18 protein-coding genes are annotated in these 21525 nt (G+C 52.1%); 8 read left to right on the top strand and 10 right to left on the bottom strand.

Annotated features, from left to right (window positions below):
• Positions 1-1593 carry a maltose/glucose-specific PTS transporter subunit IIBC gene (gene malX, locus OGW44_RS02880; RefSeq protein WP_016153013.1) on the bottom strand — a complete coding sequence of 531 codons (1593 nt, stop codon included), beginning with the start codon at positions 1591-1593 and terminating at the stop codon, positions 1-3.
• Positions 1594-1762: 169 nt separating this feature from the next.
• On the opposite strand from malX, the gene OGW44_RS02875 reads away from it, so the two are divergent.
• The gene (locus tag OGW44_RS02875; protein ID WP_016153014.1) at positions 1763-2791 is read left to right on the top strand and encodes a Mal regulon transcriptional regulator MalI; all 1029 of its coding nucleotides are present in this window, start codon (positions 1763-1765) and stop codon (positions 2789-2791) included.
• Positions 2792-2836: 45 nt separating this feature from the next.
• Here the strand turns inward: OGW44_RS02875 and OGW44_RS02870 are convergent, their stop codons facing one another.
• Together OGW44_RS02870 and manA are read right to left on the bottom strand one after the other, a co-directional pair.
• Positions 2837-4345: a YdgA family protein gene (locus tag OGW44_RS02870; RefSeq protein WP_029139531.1), complete on the bottom strand. Its 1509-nt coding sequence runs from the start codon at positions 4343-4345 to the stop codon at positions 2837-2839.
• A gap of 106 nt (positions 4346-4451) precedes the next feature.
• On the bottom strand, positions 4452-5627 hold the full coding sequence (manA, locus tag OGW44_RS02865) for a mannose-6-phosphate isomerase (protein WP_049041450.1): 1176 nt from the start codon (positions 5625-5627) through the stop codon (positions 4452-4454).
• Between the two features lie 262 nt (positions 5628-5889).
• On the opposite strand from manA, the gene fumB reads away from it, so the two are divergent.
• Together fumB and fumC are read left to right on the top strand one after the other, a co-directional pair.
• Positions 5890-7536 (top strand): class I fumarate hydratase, encoded by a 1647-nt coding sequence (fumB, locus tag OGW44_RS02860; protein WP_185654596.1) that lies wholly within the window; start codon positions 5890-5892, stop codon positions 7534-7536.
• A 142-nt stretch (positions 7537-7678) separates the two neighbouring features.
• Entirely contained in the window at positions 7679-9082 is a 1404-nt protein-coding gene (fumC, locus tag OGW44_RS02855) for a class II fumarate hydratase (RefSeq protein WP_016156445.1), read from the top strand.
• Here the strand turns inward: fumC and tus are convergent.
• Both tus and rstB read right to left on the bottom strand, forming a co-directional pair.
• Positions 9079-10008, bottom strand: a complete 930-nt coding sequence (gene tus / locus OGW44_RS02850) for a DNA replication terminus site-binding protein (protein WP_019076745.1) — start codon at positions 10006-10008, stop codon at positions 9079-9081. The genes fumC and tus overlap by 4 nt on opposite strands.
• Before the next feature lie 73 nt (positions 10009-10081).
• Positions 10082-11383, bottom strand: coding sequence for a two-component system sensor histidine kinase RstB (rstB, locus tag OGW44_RS02845; RefSeq protein WP_185654597.1), 1302 nt, complete (start codon positions 11381-11383; stop codon positions 10082-10084).
• Between the two features lie 65 nt (positions 11384-11448).
• Between rstB and OGW44_RS02840 the strand changes: the two genes are divergently transcribed.
• Positions 11449-11793 (top strand): DUF1294 domain-containing protein, encoded by a 345-nt coding sequence (locus tag OGW44_RS02840; protein WP_049041453.1) that lies wholly within the window; start codon positions 11449-11451, stop codon positions 11791-11793.
• Between the two features lie 22 nt (positions 11794-11815).
• On the opposite strand, the gene OGW44_RS02835 is transcribed toward OGW44_RS02840, so the two are convergent.
• On the bottom strand, positions 11816-12607 hold the full coding sequence (locus OGW44_RS02835) for an MBL fold hydrolase (protein ID WP_019076747.1): 792 nt from the start codon (positions 12605-12607) through the stop codon (positions 11816-11818).
• 192 nt (positions 12608-12799) lie between these two features.
• Between OGW44_RS02835 and OGW44_RS02830 the strand changes: the two genes are divergently transcribed.
• Both OGW44_RS02830 and OGW44_RS02825 read left to right on the top strand, forming a co-directional pair.
• A complete protein-coding gene (locus tag OGW44_RS02830; protein ID WP_049041455.1) occupies positions 12800-13639 on the top strand; it encodes an aminoglycoside phosphotransferase family protein in 840 nt (279 codons plus the stop codon).
• 120 nt (positions 13640-13759) lie between these two features.
• Positions 13760-14788: a HoxN/HupN/NixA family nickel/cobalt transporter gene (locus OGW44_RS02825; RefSeq protein ID WP_049041457.1), complete on the top strand. Its 1029-nt coding sequence runs from the start codon at positions 13760-13762 to the stop codon at positions 14786-14788.
• A 148-nt stretch (positions 14789-14936) separates the two neighbouring features.
• Here the strand turns inward: OGW44_RS02825 and rstA are convergent, their stop codons facing one another.
• Positions 14937-15680 carry a two-component system response regulator RstA gene (gene rstA / locus OGW44_RS02820; protein WP_016153025.1) on the bottom strand — a complete coding sequence of 248 codons (744 nt, stop codon included), beginning with the start codon at positions 15678-15680 and terminating at the stop codon, positions 14937-14939.
• Positions 15681-15797: 117 nt separating this feature from the next.
• Between rstA and OGW44_RS02815 the strand changes: the two genes are divergently transcribed.
• Positions 15798-16133, top strand: coding sequence for a GlpM family protein (locus OGW44_RS02815; protein ID WP_016153026.1), 336 nt, complete (start codon positions 15798-15800; stop codon positions 16131-16133).
• On the opposite strand, the gene folM is transcribed toward OGW44_RS02815, so the two are convergent.
• The 3 genes from folM to ydgH all read right to left on the bottom strand — a co-directional run bounded on the left by folM (position 16130) and on the right by ydgH (position 19460).
• Positions 16130-16852, bottom strand: coding sequence for a dihydromonapterin reductase (gene folM, locus OGW44_RS02810; RefSeq protein WP_049041460.1), 723 nt, complete (start codon positions 16850-16852; stop codon positions 16130-16132). The two genes, OGW44_RS02815 and folM, sit on opposite strands and share 4 nt — an antisense overlap.
• A 36-nt stretch (positions 16853-16888) precedes the next feature.
• A complete protein-coding gene (locus OGW44_RS02805) occupies positions 16889-18271 on the bottom strand; it encodes an amino acid permease (protein ID WP_016153028.1) in 1383 nt (460 codons plus the stop codon).
• A gap of 244 nt (positions 18272-18515) precedes the next feature.
• A complete protein-coding gene (gene ydgH / locus OGW44_RS02800; RefSeq protein ID WP_016156455.1) occupies positions 18516-19460 on the bottom strand; it encodes a DUF1471 family protein YdgH in 945 nt (314 codons plus the stop codon).
• Between the two features lie 525 nt (positions 19461-19985).
• Between ydgH and pntA the strand changes: the two genes are divergently transcribed.
• Positions 19986-21515 (top strand): Re/Si-specific NAD(P)(+) transhydrogenase subunit alpha, encoded by a 1530-nt coding sequence (gene pntA, locus OGW44_RS02795; protein WP_029139532.1) that lies wholly within the window; start codon positions 19986-19988, stop codon positions 21513-21515.
• Positions 21516-21525: the final 10 nt, after the last annotated feature.

The following is a 21525-nucleotide window of genomic DNA, read 5'->3' as shown; positions in this document are numbered from 1 at the left end:
TTAAGCCTGTACGGTGTTCATCAGAACCGCGATCTCGTCTTTCACTGACTGGACCTGCGGACCGATAACGACCTGAAGGTTATGCTGATTGAGTTGTACTACGCCAATGGCACGATTGTCCTTCAGAGCCTGTACGTTAACAAGCGACATATCTTTCACTGACAAGCGCAGACGGGTGATGCAATTATCCAGGCTGACAATGTTTTCCGCGCCGCCCAGCGCCGCCAGAATAGCAGGGACGTTGTAACCTGATTTACCAGGCGCTCCGGCCATTACTTTTTCGATATTGCTGGCAATTTCGACTTCACGGCCCGGCGTCTTCAAATTGAAGCGCGTGATGGCGAAGCGGAAGATCACGTAGTACACCGCAAACCAGATAGCCGCGACAACAGGGACCAGGTACCACTTGGTGGACAATCCGTGCAGGATGCCGAACACCACGAAGTCAATCAGGTTACCGTCAGTGTTACCGATAGTGACGCCAAGCACCGCCATCACGGTGAAGCCAAGACCGGTTAGCAGGGCGTGGATTACATACAGAACCGGAGCGACGAACAGGAATAAGAACTCAAGTGGTTCAGTTGTACCGCCGATGACACAGGCAATCAGACCAGAAATTAATAACCCTTTAATTTTATGACGATTTTCAGGGCGTGCGCAGTGGTACATGGCTAATGCCGCACCCGGTAAACCGCCGAGGAACGCCGGCATTTTACCCTGGGACAGGAAGCGTGTTGCGCTTTCAGAGAAACCTTGCGTTGTCGGGCAGCTCAGTTGAGCCTGGAAAATAGTCAGTGCGCCGCTCACGCTATGGCCGCAAACTTCCTGTGTGCCGCCAGCTTCGGTGAAGCGAATGAGTGCCACCAGAATATGGTGCAGGCCAAAAGGCAGCAACAGACGTTCACCGGTACCAAACAGCATAGGACCAAATTCCCCCGCGCTATTGATGATGTGACCGAGTCCGGTAATGCCCATGGCGAAAACCGGCCAAATCAAGGGAATGACCAGCCCGACCAATCCCATCACCACCGAGGAGATGATAGGCACAAAGCGCGTACCACCGAAAAACGCCAGCGCATCCGGCAGACGAATGTTGTGGAAGCGTTCATGCAGCATCCAGACAATGATCCCGGCAATAACGGCACCGAGGATCCCGGTGTCGATCGACTGGATCCCCAGAATGTTTTGCACGTTGTTGGCTTTCAGGATCGCCGCATCTGTGGTGGGTAAGATACCTTTGGCGGTTAACCAGAAATTGACGGCGAGGTTCATGACCGCATAACCGACAAAACCGGCAAACGCCGCAACGCCTTTGTTCTCGCGCGCCAGGCCCAGAGGAATGGCAATACAGAACATGACTGGCAGGAAGCTAAACGCAAATGAGCCAACTTTACTCATCCAGGTAAAGATGGCCTGAAGCACCGGATTCCCCAACGCCGGGATCAGCGTCAAGACATCATGGCTACTCAACGAGCTGCCGATCCCCAACATGATCCCGCAAAATGAGAGCAGCGCTACAGGCAGCATAAAGGTTTTGCCCAACTGCTGGAAAAATTCCCATAACGTTATTTTTGGTGTGGTTCTCGCCGTCATCAAACGACTCCTTGTAAAGGCTAGCTGACTAATGATGGCGAGAAGATAAAACGTTTTACCTAATTTTAGTGCGGTATAAATCACATTATCGAACGATAATAGGGGGTATAAATATAAGTGATTGATAAAACGTTTTATCCGTCACGTTATCAGGGAGTTTTCTGTTTTTATGGCTATAGCCAAAAAAATAACCATCCATGATGTTGCGCTGGCTGCGGGGGTTTCGGTCAGCACCGTCTCATTGGTGCTCAGTGGAAAAGGGCGAATTTCATCAGCGACTGGGGAGCGGGTGAATGCTGCTATTGAGCAACTGGGGTTTGTGCGTAACCGCCAGGCATCAGCGCTGCGCGGCGGGCAGAGCGGAGTAGTTGGTTTGATTGTACGCGATCTTTCAACGCCGTTTTACGCCGAGCTGACGGCAGGTCTGACGGAAGCGTTAGAAGCACAGGGGCGCATGGTCTTCTTACTGCACGGCGGTAAAGATGGGGAGCAGCTGGCGCAGCGTTTCGCGATGTTACTCAACCAGGGGGTGGATGGCGTGGTCATTGCCGGGGCCGCCGGTAGCAGTGATGCACTGCAACAGTTGGCCGCTGATAAAGGGATCCCGGTGGTATTTGCATCACGCGCCAGCTACATGGATGACGCAGACACCGTCAGGCCCGATAACATGCAGGCTGCACAGTTACTGGTTGAACATCTTATCCGCCACGGACACCAGCGTATTGCCTGGCTGGGCGGGCAGAGTTCTTCATTGACTCGTGCTGAGCGCGTCGGCGGCTATTGTGCAACTTTACTAAAATATGGTTTACCGTTTCATAGCGACTGGGTGCTGGAGTGCTCATCCAGCCAGAAGCAGGCCGCAGAAGAGGTAACGGCGCTGTTACGCCGCAATCCCACGATCAGCGCGGTGGTGTGCTACAACGAAATAATCGCCATAGGCGCCTGGTTTGGCCTGATGAGAGCAGGACGTCAGAGTGGTGAAATTGGTGTCGATCGCTATTTCGAACAGCAAATATCGTTGGCCGGATTCGCTGATGTGGCGGAAAACGCGTTGGACGATATCCCGATTACCTGGGCCTGTTCGCCCGCGCGTGAAATGGGATACACCCTTGCTGAACGTATGCTACAACGCATTGCCCACGATGAAGGTCATTCACGCAATCTGACGCTTTCCGCTCGTCTGGTGGCGGCGAAATAATAAAGCCCGATAAACACTGTTATCGGGCCTGTCACTGACGAGTGATTATTGTTGCGGGATGGCAGGGGCATCCGGCTGTGTAAGAGAAGGCATACCGAACATACCAACAAACTCATCCAGCGGCATTTTTTGTCCGTTCAGCGTCACCTGGCCGTTTGCGTATTGCAGGCTGGTGCCGATAACGTTGTCCTGCAAAGTCGTAATGCGGAACATCTGCCCCATCGCCGCCAGGCCATTAACCTGTTGCTTCGCCAGACCAGCCGCTTCTTCCTGCTGATATCCTTCCAGTTTGGCAATTTGCGTCATGAACTCAGTCGCCATATCGACAGGGATGGTCAGTTTCGCATCCAGCGATTTGACGGAACGATCCACTTCCTGGGCCAGCGTTTGCGGCTCCACCGTGTTTGCGGTCGGATCTTTTAGCAGCAGTGACAGATTAAATGTGGTTTCACCTTTTGCATTCTTCCAGCTCAGTGGAGCAATGGTGACAACCGGTTCGCCTTTCATCAAAATCGGTAGCGCATTAAAGAAGGCTTCGGTGACTTTCTGCTGATAAAGCTCAGGATTTTGGACCACATCAATCTGCGCCATCAGCGCTTTGGTTTGGGCGCTGTACTGCTGGCTGAACTGGTGCAGTGCTTCACCGTCAATCTGGCCAACTTTTAACGTCAGCTTACCGCTCCCCATATCCTGGCCCTGCAATTTCAGGCTGTTCAGGGTGTAATCCAACTGGCTGTTGACGGTTTTGCCATCGTTAATCAGATCGGATTTGCCATCGATACCCATGCCTTCCAGCACCGCCAGCTCTTTGCCCTCGACTGAAATCGACAGTTTTTCGAGGGACAATTTCTGATCGCCGATGCGCTCACCAAAGCTTGCGATACTGCTGGAACCTTCAGTTTTCAGGTTATTGAAAGTAACTTGTACTTTCTGATCATACTCATTGACGGCATTGACCAGGCCACTTTGCGCCTCGCCAGTCAGCGACACCGCATTACCATCCTTATCTGCCGTAAACTGGAACTCCCCGCCACTAAAGGCCACTTTTTCGTCGCCTTTCTCGTAGTTCAGCGGTTTGAGGGAGAGATCGGAACGGGTATCCCCACTGTAGCCAATACGGGAATTAATGATGAATGGCGTCTCACCTTTGGCAATATCAAACAGCGGCTTCGTCACGTCGTTATTGACCAGCGTCGTTTTCACGGAGGCCATTGCCGGAACAAGATTCAGTGATTTCAGCTGAGCCAGCGGGAAAGGACCGTGATCCACGGTTTCATTCAGGACGATGCTTTGTCCCGGTTTCAGCCAGGAATCTGCCTGACCGGCGACAGGTTTCACCACCAACTGCAGTTGGCTATTGAACACGCCGCGCTGGTAGTTTTGATAACTCAGTTCAATGCCCGCCTCTGGGGAGTAGCGTTTTAACTGATCGTTTGCCTGCGTCACCATCTCGGCGAGATGCGTTTCGAGTTTCTTTCCTGTGTACCAGGCGCCGCCCGTCCAGACGATACCCAGTGCAACCACCACACCCGCAGCTACCAGCGATTTTTTCATTTTGATATCCATAAAATAAAACCAGGCGTTTGAAGACGCCTGGAGGAGTGACATGTCTTTAACTCACTACAGCTTAGCAAGAGTTGTTAAAAATATCAGTATCTTGCTACAGCTTGTTATAAACCCGAGCTAAACGGCCCGTGCCGCTGACGTTTACCGGCGATTCATTCGCGCTAATAAAGGCCGACTCACCCGGCTGCAGCACCAGACGCTGCTCGCCCTTGCTCAGCACAGCTTCACCTTCGATGCAGAACAAAATGGCCGCACTTTGCTGACTGATATCTGCGCCATTGGCGGTCAGTTCATGCAAGGAGAACGCAAAATCGTCGACCGGAATGGGGAAGTCCAGTTCGCTGTCAGTCTTAACTGGCGTGGTCAGCAGTTGATTGGCTGGCTTAGCGACAAACTTAACGTTGGCGACCAGCTCCGGGATATCAATGTATTTTGGCGTCAGTCCAGCGCGCAGCACGTTGTCCGAGTTAGCCATTACCTCCAGCGCCACACCTTGCAGGTAGGCGTGTGGGGTTTCGGCAAATAAGAACATCGCTTCGCCAGGATTGAGCTTCACCACATTGAGCAGCAGCGGGGAGAAGAGCCCGCTGTCATTCGGATAGAAATCGGCGATCAGGCGAATGGTTTGCCACGGTTCACCCTGCTGGCTGTTCAGCGCCGATTTCAGGATCGCCAGCGCATGGGATTTCTCCTCATCCTGCATATTCAGCAAGCTGGCGAAAAGATAGCTCAGACGTTCCGCGCTCGGTTCCTGCAGGAAATGCGCAATAGCCGGATGCGCGGCGGAAACCGGTTGTAACAATGCGACAATGTCAGAGAACTCGCGGAATGCGTTCATCGCCAGGAACGGTGTCAAAGCAAAAACCAGTTCCGGTTTGTGGTTAGGATCTTTGTAATTGCGCTCGGCGGCATCCATCGGGATCCCCGCCGCGTTTTCTTTGGCAAATCCGATTTCAGAGTTGTGCTTGTTAGGATGAACCTGAATCGAAAGAGGTTGCGCGGCGCACAGCACTTTAAACAGGAAAGGCAGTTCACCAAAGCGTTTCGCAACGGCATCGCCTAACAGTGCGGATTTATCGTGTTCGATGACATCACGCAGAGCGACCGTCTGGCCGTTAGCGTCCAGAACCTGCGAACTGCTTTTCGGATGCGCGCCCATCCACAGCTCAGCCATCGGTTGCTGAGTGGGGTTGGCAATCCCATAAAGTTCCGTTAACGCAGTTTTACTTCCCCAGGCGTAGTTCTGCACTGAGTTGATGAGTTTTTGCATTCTCAAGCCCTGTTTCAATGTGGAATTTTCTACGGCTATTAAACCAAGAAACCCTGAGCGAAGTAACCTGCACATGTAAAAAGTCGTACTTGTCTCAGTTTTTGTTAAAAAATTGTGTAGGATATGGTGACTCGCTTTTAATACCCTGAGTAATTCCGGTTGCAGAAAGCCTTTCCTTCTACAACCCGACCTGCGGCAGGGAAGCAGGGCAATGGAACATCTGCCCAGAGAATAACCAGACCGAGCAGTAAGTGAGAGCACAATGTCAAACAAACCCTTTCATTATCAGCATCCTTTCCCCCTCAAAAAGGATGATACCGAATACTATCTGCTGACCAGCGACCATGTCTCCGTTGCCGAATTTGAAGGGCAGGAGATTGTTAAAGTCGCGCCGAAAGCCTTAACGCTGCTGGCTCGTCAGGCCTTCCATGATGCATCGTTTATGCTGCGTCCTGCGCATCAGCAGCAGGTGGCCGACATTCTGCGTGACCCGGAGGCCAGCGAAAACGACAAATATGTGGCCCTGCAATTCCTGCGTAACTCTGATATTGCGGCAAAAGGTATTTTGCCGACCTGTCAGGACACCGGCACCGCGATTATCGTGGGTAAAAAAGGTCAGCGCGTCTGGACCGGCGGCGGTGATGAAGCTGCGCTGGCGCGCGGTGTGTATAACACCTACATCGAAGACAACCTGCGCTATTCACAAAACGCCGCGCTGGATATGTATAAAGAGGTGAACACCGGTACCAACCTGCCGGCACAGATAGATTTGTATACCGTCGATGGCGATGAATACAAATTCCTGTGTATTGCCAAAGGCGGTGGTTCGGCGAACAAAACCTATCTGTACCAGGAGACCAAAGCGCTGCTCACGCCGGGCAAATTAAAAAATTACCTGGTTGAGAAAATGCGAACGCTGGGAACAGCGGCCTGTCCGCCGTATCACATTGCGTTTGTGATCGGTGGAACGTCAGCGGAAGCCACGCTGAAAACGGTGAAACTGGCGTCGGCTAAATATTACGATGAGCTGCCGACCGAAGGTAACGAACATGGTCAGGCATTCCGCGATGTGGAGCTGGAAAAAGAGCTGCTGATTGAGGCACAGAATTTGGGGCTGGGCGCGCAGTTCGGCGGGAAATACTTCGCTCATGATATCCGCGTGATCCGCCTGCCGCGTCACGGTGCGTCGTGTCCGGTTGGTATGGGCGTTTCTTGCTCAGCCGATCGAAATATCAAAGCTAAGATCAACCGTGAAGGTATCTGGATCGAAAAACTGGAGCATAATCCAGGCAAATTTATACCAGAAGAGTTGCGCCAGGCGGGAGAAGGCGAAGCGGTACGCGTTGACCTCAATCGTCCGATGAAAGAGATCCTGGCTCAGCTGTCGCAGTACCCGGTTTCTACACGTCTGTCGCTTAACGGTACCATTATTGTTGGCCGTGATATTGCGCATGCGAAACTGAAAGAACGGCTGGATAACGGCGAAAGTTTGCCGCAGTATGTTAAAGATCATCCGATCTATTACGCTGGCCCGGCAAAAACGCCGGAAGGCTATGCCTCTGGTTCGCTTGGACCAACCACGGCAGGGCGTATGGATTCGTATGTTGACCAGCTTCAGTCCGCAGGTGGCAGCATGATCATGCTGGCGAAAGGCAACCGCAGCCAGCAGGTGACCGATGCCTGTCATAAGCATGGCGGCTTCTACTTAGGCAGCATCGGCGGCCCGGCAGCGGTGCTGGCCCAGGGCAGTATCAAGAGTCTGGAGTGTGTGGAATACCCTGAACTGGGGATGGAAGCCATCTGGAAAATTGAAGTGGAAGATTTCCCGGCGTTTATCCTGGTGGATGACAAAGGCAACGATTTCTTCAAACAGATTCAGACGTCGCAGTGCGCACGCTGCGTTAAGTAACGTCAGCCGCCCTTCGGGGCGGTTTTTTTTTACCGCACGAACCACCAAACGACAGATTAATCCTCGTTAATACTCATAAGACCAATGCAAATGGGCAATGTCGAAACATAACCTAATCAATTGTTAATGTAAGGAGCAGGTAATGGTAACGGTACGCCGCGAGAATGATTCAATGGGGGCGATTGATGTTCCAGCCGATAAGCTTTGGGGCGCGCAAACCCAACGTTCGCTGGAGCATTTTCGTATCTCTACGGAGAAAATGCCGGTCTCGCTGATCCATGCGCTGGCGCTGACGAAACGCGCCGCAGCAAAGGTTAACCAGGATCTCGGGCTACTGGCGGAGGATAAAGCCAGGGCTATTATGCAGGCCGCAGATGAGGTGTTGGCGGATAAACACCGCGATGAGTTTCCGCTGGCCATCTGGCAAACCGGGTCAGGAACACAAAGCAATATGAACATGAACGAGGTGCTGGCAAACCGGGCCAGCGAGTTGCTGGGCGGCGTGCGGGGGATGGAACGGAAAGTTCACCCCAACGATGATGTTAATAAAAGCCAAAGCTCGAATGATGTGTTCCCGACCGCAATGCACGTTGCCGCGCTGCTGGCACTGCGTAACTCACTGATCCCGCAGTTAAATGTGTTAACCAAAACGCTCAGTGATAAATCACACGCTTTCGCGGATATCGTCAAAATTGGTCGTACACATCTGCAAGATGCAACCCCGCTTACGCTCGGCCAGGAGATTTCCGGCTGGGTGGCAATGCTTGAACATAACCTCAGACACATTGAAAACAACTTACCCCACGTGGCGGAACTGGCGCTGGGAGGAACCGCGGTAGGGACCGGACTGAACACGCATCCGGAATATGCCCGTCGGGTCGCGGATGAATTGCGGGACATTACCTGTGCGCCGTTCGTTACCGCACCGAATAAATTTGAAGCGCTAGCTACCTGCGATGCACTGGTTCACGCCCACGGCGCGCTAAAAGGGTTGGCGGCATCGCTGATGAAAATCGCCAACGATGTGCGCTGGCTGGCATCCGGTCCACGTTGCGGGATTGGCGAAATTTCGATTCCTGAAAATGAACCGGGCAGCTCCATTATGCCGGGTAAGGTCAATCCTACCCAGTGTGAAGCGCTGACCATGCTTTGCTGTCAGGTAATGGGCAACGATGTCGCCATCAACATGGGCGGAGCGTCAGGTAATTTTGAGCTCAACGTTTACCGACCAATGGTCATCCACAATTTCCTGCAGTCGGTGCGTCTGCTGGCTGACGGTATGGAAAGCTTTAACGAGCACTGCGCGACAGGAATCGAGCCTAATCGTGAACGAATCGATCAACTGCTCAACGAGTCGCTAATGCTGGTGACCGCGCTCAATACCCATATCGGTTATGATAAAGCCGCTGAAATTGCCAAAAAGGCGCACAAAGAGGGGCTGACGTTAAAAGCCTCCGCCCTGGCGCTGGGGTATCTAACCGAAGCGGAGTTTGACAGCTGGGTACGCCCGGAACTGATGGTTGGCAGTATGCGGTCAGGCAGTTAATCCGCAACGTACAGGTGCAGCCGGGGAATAATCAATCTCAACGGCTGCGCCTGAGGTTTAAAACGATGCTGAACATTATCGGCATCATAATTCAGTAACTCGCCGATATCTGGTACGGTCATGCCGTTTTCATTGTTGAGCAACGCGATCAAGGGCGTCGGGCAGGCATATTGCACCTGCTTTTGTTCTCCTTTGTACCAGACGCGGGCGATGGGCTGCACTTTTACCGGCCGTTTAATCTTCAGGCGCGCCTGCTGGCCCAGGGCGGCGACATCCTGATATTCCCGTTCAAGCTTCGCCTGCCACTCTTCCCGCGTCCAGGGATGTACGCTGCGCGGCGACGTCAGGCTTTTTTCCAGTTGTTGCAGTACTTCATCGCGTTTCAGATTTTTAATAATGTGTTTGTTGGCCCAGCCAAATCGCAGGGTGGCAGGCTCTCTGACAAGGGTGAGCGTACGATAGGCATTCAGTGTAATCAGTCCCGGCAGGTGACGATGCACCCATTCGAAACGCGCTGCCGGTGCCAGCCCTGATTCCACCGTGACAATGCGCTCGAAGGTGGTTTTTAGCTGGTTAATACGCTGTATTTGCTCTTCCAGAGCGCGCTGAGCTGCGTTATCTACCTGGTAACACAGTACGCCTGGCAGGCGGACGGCCGCTTTGCTGCTACGATTCTCGGACTGTTGCTGGATAAACAGATGACGATAGTGGCGTAGCGCCAGCGTTTCAGCCTCTTTACCTAAATGTTGCTTAACATCAATGTTCTGCAGTGGGGCATGCTCTGCCTCTTTGGCCACTTCCGGTAACGAGAAGACGCGCGCAATCAGCAGCGTCTGCTGCAACAGATTGTCGTTCAGAAGCGCCAGCTCTTGCTCCATCTGGCGGAAGGTGCCGTTCAGGCGGTCGACGAGATCGTAACGGGCCATAGATTTACCATTTTAGTTACAACATACTTTTTTATAGCACAACCTACACCATTTGACCACCGAGCCGAATGGGTCAGGCAGCTGAAATTTCAGGAATGTTATGCCAGACGGGCCAACTGAAACAAAAGCGGGCGCCGCCGAGTTCACTTTCATCACAAACGACCGTACCGCCCATAGCCAATGCGATCGAGTGAACAATGGCTAGCCCAAGCCCGCAACCACCGGTCGCCCGGTCACGGCTGGGGTCAAGGCGTACAAACGGTTCAAAAACCTGTTCGCGGGCGTCTGGAGCAATACCGGGACCGTCATCCTCCACAACCAGCGTTGCCTGATTGCCATTCAATAACAGGCTCGCTTGCACCGTAGACTGGCAATAGCGTAGGGCGTTATTCAGTAGATTATCCAGTACGCGCTCCATCAGGCGCATATCCAGCGCGCCGTAGTCGCCAATATTAAGATGGCGTAAGCGCACCGCACGCTCAGGGTTTACGCTTTGCACATCCTCCAGATGGGTTGTCAGCCAAACGGCCAGATCCGGTACGCTGAGCTTCAGTTCATTTTGCGGACGGTCCAGCCGGGCATAGGTCAGTAATTCTTCGATTAACCCTTCCAGTTGGCCAATATCGCGATTCAGCGCCTGGGATTCCTGCGCGGTGAGGTTATCACTCATTTCCAGCCGGTAACGTAAGCGTACCAGTGGGGTACGAAGCTCATGGGCAATGCCATCGATAAGTTGTTTCTTACTGGCGATTAGCGCATTGATATTGTCTGCCATCTGGTTAAACGCGATACCCAATCGCTCAAAGCTGGAACCGCTGTCAAAATGGAGGCGTTCGCTCAGATGTCCTTCCCCAAAACGCTGTGCAGCAGCTTCCAGTCGTAGCATTTCCTGCCAGTGCGGACGCATCCAGATAAGTACCGGAAAGGCCAGCGAGATGGCAATAAACGCCATCAACGCGATGTCCAGCAAGCGCATTTGATGGAGAAAATAGAGATAGGGAAGCGGGCCGACGGCCAGCACGTAATGGCTGCGTGGGATCCGTTGAATAAATGTGTACTGATCGTCAAGCGCCACGATATCGCCTTCGCGCAAACGTTGCATTGTTTGAACGTCCAGCGTGTACTTATTTAGCGGTTCAACGCGCAGGTCAAAGGAGAGGTTCAAATCCATCTCCTTCAGCGTTTTACCCCAGTCACGTGGCGGGATCTCGCGAAGCTCGCTGCGCATCAGGTATAACGAGCTTTTCATTAAATCGTCGAGCGATTGTCTGCCTGCGCGCTCTGCGGTGAATTTATAGACCAGGCCGACCAGCAGGGTCATCACCAGAAAGCAGACAAACAGCAGGAGATAAAACTGTACAAACAGCTTCTTCATAAAAAATCACCGAATACATAATATAATGCTCACCGATACTCTCAAAATTGCTGTGATATAAAAATATGAATTTCAATCGCTGTTGTTATTTACTACTCATTTTCGCAGCGTTAGGCTGCATTTTCACCTCGCATCCCTTTGTTATATGGTTTTTGCTCGCCAACATACTGACGTTGGCAATGTACGGTGCGGATAAAATGGCAGCGCGCAGGGCCTGGCGCCGAGTGCCGGAGTCCACTTTGCTGCTGTTTGGCGTTGTTGGCGGGTGGGGTGGCGCGATAGCCGCTCAACAACTCTTTCGCCATAAAACACAAAAACAGCCATTCAAAACCTACTTCATTATCAGTGTGATAGTGAATGTGTCTGTCATCGGAGCGGCCTATCATTTCTATCCCATTTCATCCTGGTGAACGTCAGTGACAGGCAGCCTGCTTACTTGAGACAGGAAACGTACTTTTCACCTGAGCGCTGCACGATGTCATCGGCATTTTTCGTTATGTCTTTCCCTTCAAACGCACCATAGAGTTGCTTAAATTTCACCGTACTCAGGCGGTGGGTAATGTCGCTGACCGTTGCGGCTGGCAATGGCAACATATTGGGGTAGCTCCACATAAAGGAGACGGCATGCGCCCCAGGGGTGACCTGAACGATATCGCCGGAAAGCACCACGCCTTCATCTCGCGCCCAGTGCAGAACGCAGCCGCCAGCAAAGTGTCCGCCGAGGCGTATCACACTGACGTCGCGTGTCAGTTCCAGGGTGTCGCCATCCCAAAATTTAATCCATGGGCTGTCGCGCATTACCCACTTGCGGTCATTGGCATGGAGATAAATGGGAGCGTTAAATTCGTCAGCCCAGTCTTGCATGGTGGTGTAGTAATGAGGATGCGAAATCGCGATGGCCTTAAGCCCGCCCAGGGACGTTATTAGCATTTTTGTGGCGTCGTCGAGCGTGGCAATGCAGTCCCATAAAATATTGCCTTCCGGAGTACGCAGAATAAACGCCCGTTGATCAATTGCAAAACCAGGAACGGTGCGGATGCTGAGGAGGGTGCTGTCATGTTGCCGCCACTTATTTGTGTGCGAAGCACAAAGTGCGGCAAAATCGACCCATTCCTGCCCGGTCGCGGGGACATACTGACGTTCGTCCTGGCAGATATCGCAATGTTCAGGAAGGGCGTCTGCCACCTCATAGGATGTTCCACAGGCTTTGCATAACGTGATCATCGTGTCTTCCTCTATTGAAAAAACACAGTCAGCATGGCACACCGATACGCAAGGGTGTGCCCTTTAGTGCTCTACACGATAAGCCAGGAATGGTGGGCGTGGGTCGTTGTGGCCCAACCAGCAGAAAGCAGGAATAATGTCTACACCGTACCTGTCGAGGGTCATTTCCGGCGAAAAAAATGAGGATAATGTTTGGAAAATAGTCTGTTCAACTCCTGGCTCAGCCGTTGGGGACTTACTCCTGATGGCCAACCGCTTGAGACGCACACATCACAGCTTTTGCCCGTGGTGACCAAAGATGGTCAGAAAGCCATACTCAAACTCACCGACGATGACAGTGAACGAAACGGCTGCGAACTAATGGTCTGGTGGAACGGGAATGGTGCTGCGAAAGTGCTTGCTCATGCAGCAGGGGCGATTCTGTTAGAACGTGCAACAGGGGCGGGGTCTTTAGCGGACATGTCCTGGTCCGGCAATGATGCGCAGGCCTGTCGCATTATTTGCCATGCAGCCAGTCGACTCCATCTCCCCCGGAATGCGTCAACGCCTGCGTTAACACCGCTACTTTATTGGTTTCGCGATCTGGCTCCTGCCGCGAAAAAGCATGTCGGCATCCTGACGCATTGTGCAGAGGTGGCAAACGTATTGCTCTCCTCTCCCCAGAATGAAGTCGTATTGCACGGTGACTTACACCACGGCAATATTCTTGATTTCGGAACGAAAGGATGGCTGGCTATCGATCCTAAAGGGCTGGTGGGCGAGCGTGGCTTTGATTACGCCAATATTTTTACTAATCCCGATCTTGCCGATCCCACCAAACCTGTCGCCATTGAGCCAGAAAGATTCGCACAACGGGTAAATATTGTGTCTGAAATCGCGAGGATTGAACGGCAGCGTTTGCTGATGTGGATTATTGCCTGGTGTGGGTTGTCGTCTGCCTGGTTTCTGCAAGAAGGAGACTGCGCCACGATACCCCTGCGCATCGCAGAGTTAGCGAGCGCGGAACTCGCTTTTGGGGGTAATCAATTTTGATCTACGACACTGGGCTGGTAATTCTTTAGAGTTATCATTAGCCTGGTAAATGTTTTATTAATCAATCAGTGAACGGCGGTGTAGTGTGTTTTTTAGCGCAAATTTGACAGGCTGTGAGCAATGAACGCATTGTTTTTATTATTAAAAAAGCGCCCGAACATTATTTTGTTGATGGTCTTACTCATCGGGGCAAACATCGTGGCGTGGCTGTGGGCTTTCACCGCGTTTAGCAACAACACGTCGTTACTGGCGCTTAGTCTGATCGCATGGTGCTATGGTTTGCGCCATGCTGTTGATGCCGATCATATCGCCGCGATAGATAGCGCTACGCGCAAACTTATGCAGCAGAAAAAACGCGCCCTGACGACGGGAGCCTGGTTTTCCCTGGGGCATTCCACCATTGTGGTACTGGCAAGCATTGGCATTGCGTTGACCACCAGCGTGTTTAAGCAACACATGGCATGGTTTCAGAATGTCGGCGGTCTGATAGGTACCACGGTCTCTGCCGTATTTCTGCTGATTCTGGCTACCATTAATCTCGTTATTTTCTGTCATGTCTGGAAGGCTTTTCGTCATCTAAAACGCACCGGTACTTACGATGGCACCACAGAGGATATGACAGTTTCAGGCCCGCTGAACTGGCTTTTCCGCTCGGCGTTTCGGCTGGTAGGCAAAGACTGGCATATGTATTTTGTCGGCTTTTTGTTTGGCCTGGGTTTTGATACCGCTACTGAAATTTCTCTGCTCGGAATTTCTGCTTCAAGCGCGTCCAGTGGCATGTCGGTGTGGTCAATTCTCGTGTTCCCGGCGCTGTTTACCTGCGGCATGGCGCTGATTGACTGCCTTGACAGTATCCTGATGGTTGAGGCCTACGGATGGGCATTCAATAAGCCGCAGCGTAAGCTCTATTACAATATGACCATCACCGGGACCTCGGTAATTGTTGCGCTATTTATTGGCGGGCTGGAGGCGCTGGGGCTTCTCTCTGACGCATTTTCGCTCCAGGGAGGTTTGTGGGATACCGTCAGCGAGTTGAGTGACCATATGGGGAATGTCGGGTTTGCGATTATTGGCGTCTTTATCGGCTGCTGGATTATTTCTGCAGTAAATTACCGTTGGAAAAAATACGACGGGCTGACGTGTAGTTGACACAAAAGAAAGCCTTCCGTGAAAGGGAAGGCTTGGATCTTACTTGAGGGCTGACTAATTCGCGGTGACGATACACACCTTCTTCATCACCCAAATCTGGGTGATATTATAAGTGACGGTGTAACGTATAATGGTCGACCCGGTGGGATTACATTTGAGGCTCATCGTCCCAGGCGTGCGGTGCAAACAGATAACCTTTGTTGCGCACCGTTTTGATTCGATAGGGCTCAGTCGCGTTATCGAGCAGTTTTTTGCGTAACCGGGAAATCGCGACATCAACGCTGCGATCCATGCCGTCATAACTTACGCCGCGCAGGTTCTTCAGCAGCGCATCGCGGTCCATAATTTGCCCGGCATGGGTTGCCAGCTCCCACAGTAATTCAAAATCTGCGGTGGAAAGAGAGACTTGCTCGCCGCCGAGCAGTACGGAACGATTGGTTGGGTCGATAGTGAGTGTGCCAAAGCGCAGCGTCGTGTGCGGCGTGATGGTTGCCGCCTGAATGCCTTTAGACTGGACTGAGTGTTCATTCTGGCGCAGATGCAGACGCAGGCGAGCAAGCAGCACTGCTGGCGGCGTTGTCTTCAGAATATAGTCACAGGCACCCATTTCCAGCGCCAGAATATGGTTCATATCGCTGTCCAGCGAGGTGAGCAGGACAATAGGACCCTGCCAGCGTCCACGCAAATCGCGGCAGATAGTCATCCCATCTTTGCCCGGCAGCATGATATCTAATAACACCAAATCGGGTTGAACTTGCAGGATTTTCTCCTCGGCCAAATCACCTCGAGGCTCAACGATAACCTCAATATCATGCCGGGCCAGATAGGCTGCAATCAACGAGCCAACTTCGGGATCATCTTCAACAAATACGATGGTGTTCATATCATTCATTTTGAATATAAAACGCCAACATACACCGCCCCGGTTTTTCCTTCCATTAATCTTTTCTAAACAAGAACGCTTCCGTTATGCTAGAGGCTGATGTTATTGATGTGTTAAGGCAGGGTGATGGGACTCGTTATAAAAGCGGCGCTCGGTGCGCTGGTGGTGGTGTTAATTGGTGTGCTGGCGAAAACAAAGAACTACTATATTGCCGGATTAATTCCGTTGTTCCCGACCTTTGCGTTGATTGCCCACTATATCGTGGCCAGTGAACGTGGGATCGAAGCGTTGCGTACAACCATTGTATTCAGCATGTGGTCGATTATTCCCTATTTTGTCTACCTCGTTTCGCTGTGGTATTTCACCGGATTTATGCGCTTACCCGTTGCGCTCGGCGGTTCAGTGGTGTGCTGGGGCCTGAGCGCATGGTTGCTTATTTTTTGTTGGATTAAACTGCACTAACGCAGATGACGTCCGCCATCAAGGGCAAAACTACGCCCGGTGACAAAACAGCTGGTCAACAGATAGTCAATTAAATCAATGACCTCTTTTTCACCCGGCGCTGTTTTCATCAGTGATTTGTTCAATGCCTGCTGACGATACTCTGCATCGTCACCCTCGTTAAACAGGATTAGCGAGGGGGCAATCGCGTTCACTTTTACTTCCGGTGCCAGTTTGCGCGCGAACGAGCGGGTCATGTTGTCCAGCGCCGCTTTGCTGGCTGCATAAGCAATGTGCTTATCGCTGCCACGCTCTACAACATAATCCGTAAAATGGATAATATCGCTGGCCGCGTGTCCATGCCCGCGCAGCAATCCTTCCAGCGCGTGGTTGAGCAGGTAGGGGGTATTGACGTGAATCTGCATCATGGCTGACAGCACTTCGGTTAACGGCGCACCGGGCTTTTCTGCAAGCCAGGCACTGGCATTATGCACAATACCTCGCAGGCCATCCGTCTGTGCTTTGACCTCATCCGCAAAGGCCAGTACGCCTTCATCGGTGGAAAAATCAGCCTGGATACACAGCACCCCCGCATCTCGCAGGCCATCAATAGCCGGATAATGCGTGCGGTAGCTAACGATAACTGGCTGTTTTTGATTAATAAAGTGCCATGCGACGGCGAGGCCGATACGTCGACCTCCTCCGGTGATAAGAATTGGCAAAGGGGGTTTTTTACCCATCGTAATCTCCATGTGTCGCGAACGATGGGGACAATGTTACCCCATCAACATCCAGGTCGCCGGAACAGCAGCAACAAGCAGCAGGCCGATCAGCGCCATTTCCTGGCGTTTTAATACGTTTTCATGCGCGTGTGTTTTACGGGCATAAAGGAAGACCAGCAGCCCTGGCGCATACAGCACCACAGACAGCAGCAGGTGCATCGGACCTGACGCATACAATAACCATATGCCATAAATACTCGCTCCGATACCGACAGCCTTATGAATTGGACGAGTGGCAATTTTCAGCAGAAATGCGCCGACCAGTAAATAGGGCACCAGAATCATTTCTGAGGCGATGGTTAATAACGTATTGTAGTCGGAACCTGTGAGCCAGATCAGCACCAGGCAAATCTGTACGCAGATATTGGTTAGCCACAGCGACGCCGATGGCGCGCCTTGCGCGTTCTGCCGCGCAAAAATGCGTGGAAACGCTTTGTGCGTGGAGGCGAGGAACGGCACTTCCGCCGCCATAATCGTCCAGCTTAAATAAGCACCGCACACGGAGACAATCAGGCCTGCGGCAATAATAATTTCACCCCATGGCCCCATCATTTTCACCATCAGACCGGCCATTGACGGGTTGCGGATCTCCGCCAGTTCGGGACGCGCGACAACGCCCAGAGACAGCAGGGTGACAAGCAGATAAACGCCCAGCGCGGCGAGTACCGCCAGCAGCGTAGCGCGTCCGACATCGCGTTTGTTTCTGGCACGAGCTGAAACCACCACCGCGCCTTCCACACCGATGAAAACCCACAGGGTGATGAGCATGGTGTTTTTTACCTGCTCCCAGACGGGAACGCCCAACGCTACGCCGGTAAAATCGAGGGTAAAGGTGTCGAGCTTAAACAGCATAAACGCCAGCACGATAAACAGACCAAGCGGCAGTAATTTCGCCAGCGTCGCCACCAGGTTAATACTGGCTGCTGTTTGCACACCACGCAGCACCAGAAAATGGACCACCCACAACAGCACCGATGCGCCAACAATCGACTGCCAGGTATTACCGTCGCCAAACAGACGTAACTCCGGCGTGTCGGTAAAGAAGCTGAGCGCAGAGAAAACAATCACCAGATACGAAACGTTAGCGATAACAGCACACAGCCAGTATCCCCACGCGGAACAGAAACCAATCAGCTCACCGAAACCTTCACGTGCATAGGTAAATATACCGCCATCCAGTTCAGGACGGATACGCGTCAGAATCAGCATGGCAAAGGCGAGCAAAAGGATACCTGCACCGGTAATCGCCCAACCAATCAGCAATGCAGCCGGGCTTGCTACCGCCGCCATATTTTGTGGCAGGCTGAAAACACCAGCGCCGAGCATTGAGCTTAAAACCAGCGCGGTGAGTGCGCTCAGACCCAATTTCTTTTCCATTTGTATCCAGTGACAAAAACGAGAGTGAGAGAATAATTATTTTGGCAAACCGCATAAAAATGGTGAAAGCCACTAAGGCGCGGGATTTTACGGAGAGAAGAGAACGCATGCAATGGGGATAGAGAGATTTGTGACTAATAGTGTGAAAAGTAGTCTTAATACTGCTGTTTTTGTTTGGCCAGAGGGGAGGATGGCGGGAAATTATCAGGTCTACAAGGCTGTAGACCTGATAAGGTACTGAGTATTACTTATACAGGTCAGCGCTGATGGTCATGTTATTACCACGTTCAGACCACTGGCGGGTGATGTGATAATACTTAGCGCCTTTCTTCGCTGCGCGTTTGGCAACCTGGTAAGAGATTTCAGTCATGTTGCCATAGTTACCGGTGAACTTGATGCTGTCGAACGGCACCATCATAGCGGCGGTTGCTTTGTTCAGTTCTTCAACTTTGGTTCCATCCGGTAGCGTGACAGTGTAACGCCCACCTTTGGTGGATTGCGTTTCGAAGAAACGACCGACTTCAGCGCTCGGAGACGCGGTAGTCGCAACGCCTGGGATCTCAACTTTCTTCGCGGCTTCGCCACCGGCGGCTAATGCGGCACGTCCGGCATCTGAATCTGCTGGGATCGCATCAGGGCTTTGTACTACGCGTTTTTTCGCATCAGCTTTATAGATAAATGCGGTAATACGCTGGTTGCCGCCCTGGTTGGCATCGACCTGGCGCACGATGTAGAAGGAGTAAGCGCCTTTCTCTTTCGCTGCTTTGGTGATGGCATCGTTCACTTCAGGCTGGCTGCGGTAGAAGCCCTGCACCGTAACGGTATCGAATGGTTCTATCAGAACGGCTTGATCTTTCGGTAATTCCATCACGCCGTTAATGACACGGTTTTTGGACGCTTCCGCTTTTTCAGCATCGGCTTTATAGATGTCGGCTACAACGCGCCAGTTACCGCCGCTGCCAAAATCTGAGGTATCAACAACATAAAAGGAGGCTGCACCGTCTTTATCTGCACGGCGTGATACGGCGGTCACCGCGTCACCGATAGCATTAAAACGACCGGTAACCACAATGCGGTCATAGGGTTTCAGGGCAGCCGCTTGCTCCGGCGTCAATTCTGTCGCTGCATTTACAGAAAAAGCAGTCGCAGAAATAAGTGCGGACGCCAGGAGAGTGTTCTTAAGCTTCATAAAAATAATCCTTCGCCTTGCGCAAACCAGGTACTGGTATTGTTATTGACTAGAAACGTCGCTGATTATTGCATTTAAATTGTGTCAGTGTCTGCGTCATTTTTCACTCATCGTGCCACGTGACGTAACAACACAGATAACATTTTGTGATATGTCGGAAATTTCGGCGTTTGGCGACCAAAACTGATAAAGCAGTTGAATTTCATAAGTTAATTTAATGTTAATCAATTGTTTTTGGCAGGCACGTAATCATGTTTTGCCGCTTCGCTTGAGCGAATTATCGGCCTTTGTGGACTATTTTTAGGGTATTTTATCTGCCAGCGGTCCGATTCATCTCTATTTCGCGAATTTCATAATAAATACTGTTTTTTGGCGCTAGATCACAGGCGTCATTTTCAGTAGGTTATACAGAGTTTGTTACTGTTTTATTTTATTGGGGTAACACTGACCTCTTTCGAGAGTGCGCGCATGCCTCGTGCGAACATTGATAAACCATCATCACAAATACAGATGGAAGGGAACATTATGCGAATTGGCATACCAAGAGAACGGTTAACCAATGAAACCCGCGTCGCAGCTACGCCGAAGACGGTTGAGCAGCTGCTTAAGTTGGGTTTCAGCGTCGCGGTTGAAAGCGGTGCAGGTCAACTGGCAAGTTTTGACGATAAGGCGTTTGTACAAGCAGGCGCAGAAATTGTTGACGGAAATGCCGTCTGGCAGTCAGAGATCATCCTGAAGGTCAACGCGCCGGAAGAGGCGGAAATCCCGTTGCTCAACCCGGGCACGACGCTGGTGAGTTTTCTTTGGCCCGCGCAAAACCCTGAGCTGTTGCAAAAGCTGGCAGAGCGCAACGTGACGGTTATGGCGATGGACTCCGTGCCGCGTATTTCGCGCGCGCAGTCGCTTGATGCCTTAAGCTCGATGGCGAATATCGCCGGGTATCGTGCCATTGTTGAAGCCGCTCATGAATTTGGCCGCTTCTTCACCGGGCAGATCACCGCCGCGGGCAAGGTTCCACCTGCCAAGGTCATGGTGATTGGTGCGGGTGTGGCAGGTCTGGCTGCTATCGGTGCGGCAAACAGCCTGGGCGCTATCGTTCGTGCTTTTGACACCCGTCCGGAAGTGAAAGAGCAAGTTCAGAGTATGGGCGCTGAATTCCTCGAACTGGACTTTAAAGAAGAGGCCGGCAGCGGCGACGGTTACGCCAAGGTGATGTCCGAAGCGTTCATCAAAGCCGAAATGGCGCTCTTCGCCGCGCAGGCGAAAGACGTTGATATTATCGTTACCACCGCGTTGATTCCGGGCAAACCGGCACCGAAACTGATCACCCGCGAAATGGTCGATTCGATGAAGGCGGGCAGCGTGATTGTCGATCTCGCCGCGCAAAACGGCGGTAACTGCGAATATACCGTGCCTAACCAGGTGACCACTACCGAGAACGGGGTGAAGGTTATTGGTTATACCGATCTGCCAGGCCGACTGCCGACGCAGTCTTCCCAGCTTTATGGCACGAACCTCGTTAACCTGCTCAAGCTGTTGTGCAAAGAGAAAGACGGCAATATCACCGTCGATTTTGACGACGTAGTCGTACGTGGCGTTACGGTGGTTCGCGAGGGTGAAATCACCTGGCCTGCGCCGCCGATCCAGGTTTCAGCTCAGCCGCAGGCTGCGCCAAAAGCCGCGCCCGCGCCGAAAGAAGAGAAAAAACCGGCCTCACCGTGGCGCAAATATGCGTTGATGGCACTGGTCGTCATACTGTTTGGCTGGCTTGCTGATGTCGCGCCGAAAGAGTTCCTGGGTCACTTTACGGTGTTCGCGCTTTCCTGTGTAGTGGGTTACTACGTGGTCTGGAATGTGTCGCACGCGCTACACACTCCGCTGATGTCCGTGACAAACGCTATCTCCGGGATCATCGTTGTCGGGGCGTTATTGCAAATTGGCCAGGGTGGCTGGGTGAGTTTCCTGAGCTTTATCGCGGTGCTTATTGCCAGCATTAATATTTTCGGTGGCTTCACCGTGACTCAGCGCATGCTGAAAATGTTCCGGAAAAACTAAGGGGTAACAT

Source organism: Citrobacter sp. Cb023, from assembly GCF_030336805.1.
GTDB classification, from domain to species: domain Bacteria; phylum Pseudomonadota; class Gammaproteobacteria; order Enterobacterales; family Enterobacteriaceae; genus Citrobacter; species Citrobacter braakii.
Note: the sequence above shows the minus strand (reverse complement) of the source record. Positions and strands in the feature narration are given on the sequence as shown.

What these genes read in the sequence shown, in the direction of transcription:
- malX (WP_016153013.1), bottom strand. Translation starts at nt 1,593, where the DNA reads ATGACGGCGAGAACCACACCAAAAATAACGTTATGGGAATTTTTCCAG.
- OGW44_RS02875 (WP_016153014.1), top strand. Translation starts at nt 1,763, where the DNA reads ATGGCTATAGCCAAAAAAATAACCATCCATGATGTTGCGCTGGCTGCG.
- OGW44_RS02870 (WP_029139531.1), bottom strand. Translation starts at nt 4,345, where the DNA reads ATGAAAAAATCGCTGGTAGCTGCGGGTGTGGTGGTTGCACTGGGTATC.
- manA (WP_049041450.1), bottom strand. Translation starts at nt 5,627, where the DNA reads ATGCAAAAACTCATCAACTCAGTGCAGAACTACGCCTGGGGAAGTAAA.
- fumB (WP_185654596.1), top strand. Translation starts at nt 5,890, where the DNA reads ATGTCAAACAAACCCTTTCATTATCAGCATCCTTTCCCCCTCAAAAAG.
- fumC (WP_016156445.1), top strand. Translation starts at nt 7,679, where the DNA reads ATGGTAACGGTACGCCGCGAGAATGATTCAATGGGGGCGATTGATGTT.
- tus (WP_019076745.1), bottom strand. Translation starts at nt 10,008, where the DNA reads ATGGCCCGTTACGATCTCGTCGACCGCCTGAACGGCACCTTCCGCCAG.
- rstB (WP_185654597.1), bottom strand. Translation starts at nt 11,383, where the DNA reads ATGAAGAAGCTGTTTGTACAGTTTTATCTCCTGCTGTTTGTCTGCTTT.
- OGW44_RS02840 (WP_049041453.1), top strand. Translation starts at nt 11,449, where the DNA reads ATGAATTTCAATCGCTGTTGTTATTTACTACTCATTTTCGCAGCGTTA.
- OGW44_RS02835 (WP_019076747.1), bottom strand. Translation starts at nt 12,607, where the DNA reads ATGATCACGTTATGCAAAGCCTGTGGAACATCCTATGAGGTGGCAGAC.
- OGW44_RS02825 (WP_049041457.1), top strand. Translation starts at nt 13,760, where the DNA reads ATGAACGCATTGTTTTTATTATTAAAAAAGCGCCCGAACATTATTTTG.
- rstA (WP_016153025.1), bottom strand. Translation starts at nt 15,680, where the DNA reads ATGAATGATATGAACACCATCGTATTTGTTGAAGATGATCCCGAAGTT.
- OGW44_RS02815 (WP_016153026.1), top strand. Translation starts at nt 15,798, where the DNA reads ATGGGACTCGTTATAAAAGCGGCGCTCGGTGCGCTGGTGGTGGTGTTA.
- folM (WP_049041460.1), bottom strand. Translation starts at nt 16,852, where the DNA reads ATGGGTAAAAAACCCCCTTTGCCAATTCTTATCACCGGAGGAGGTCGA.
- OGW44_RS02805 (WP_016153028.1), bottom strand. Translation starts at nt 18,271, where the DNA reads ATGGAAAAGAAATTGGGTCTGAGCGCACTCACCGCGCTGGTTTTAAGC.
- ydgH (WP_016156455.1), bottom strand. Translation starts at nt 19,460, where the DNA reads ATGAAGCTTAAGAACACTCTCCTGGCGTCCGCACTTATTTCTGCGACT.
- pntA (WP_029139532.1), top strand. Translation starts at nt 19,986, where the DNA reads ATGCGAATTGGCATACCAAGAGAACGGTTAACCAATGAAACCCGCGTC.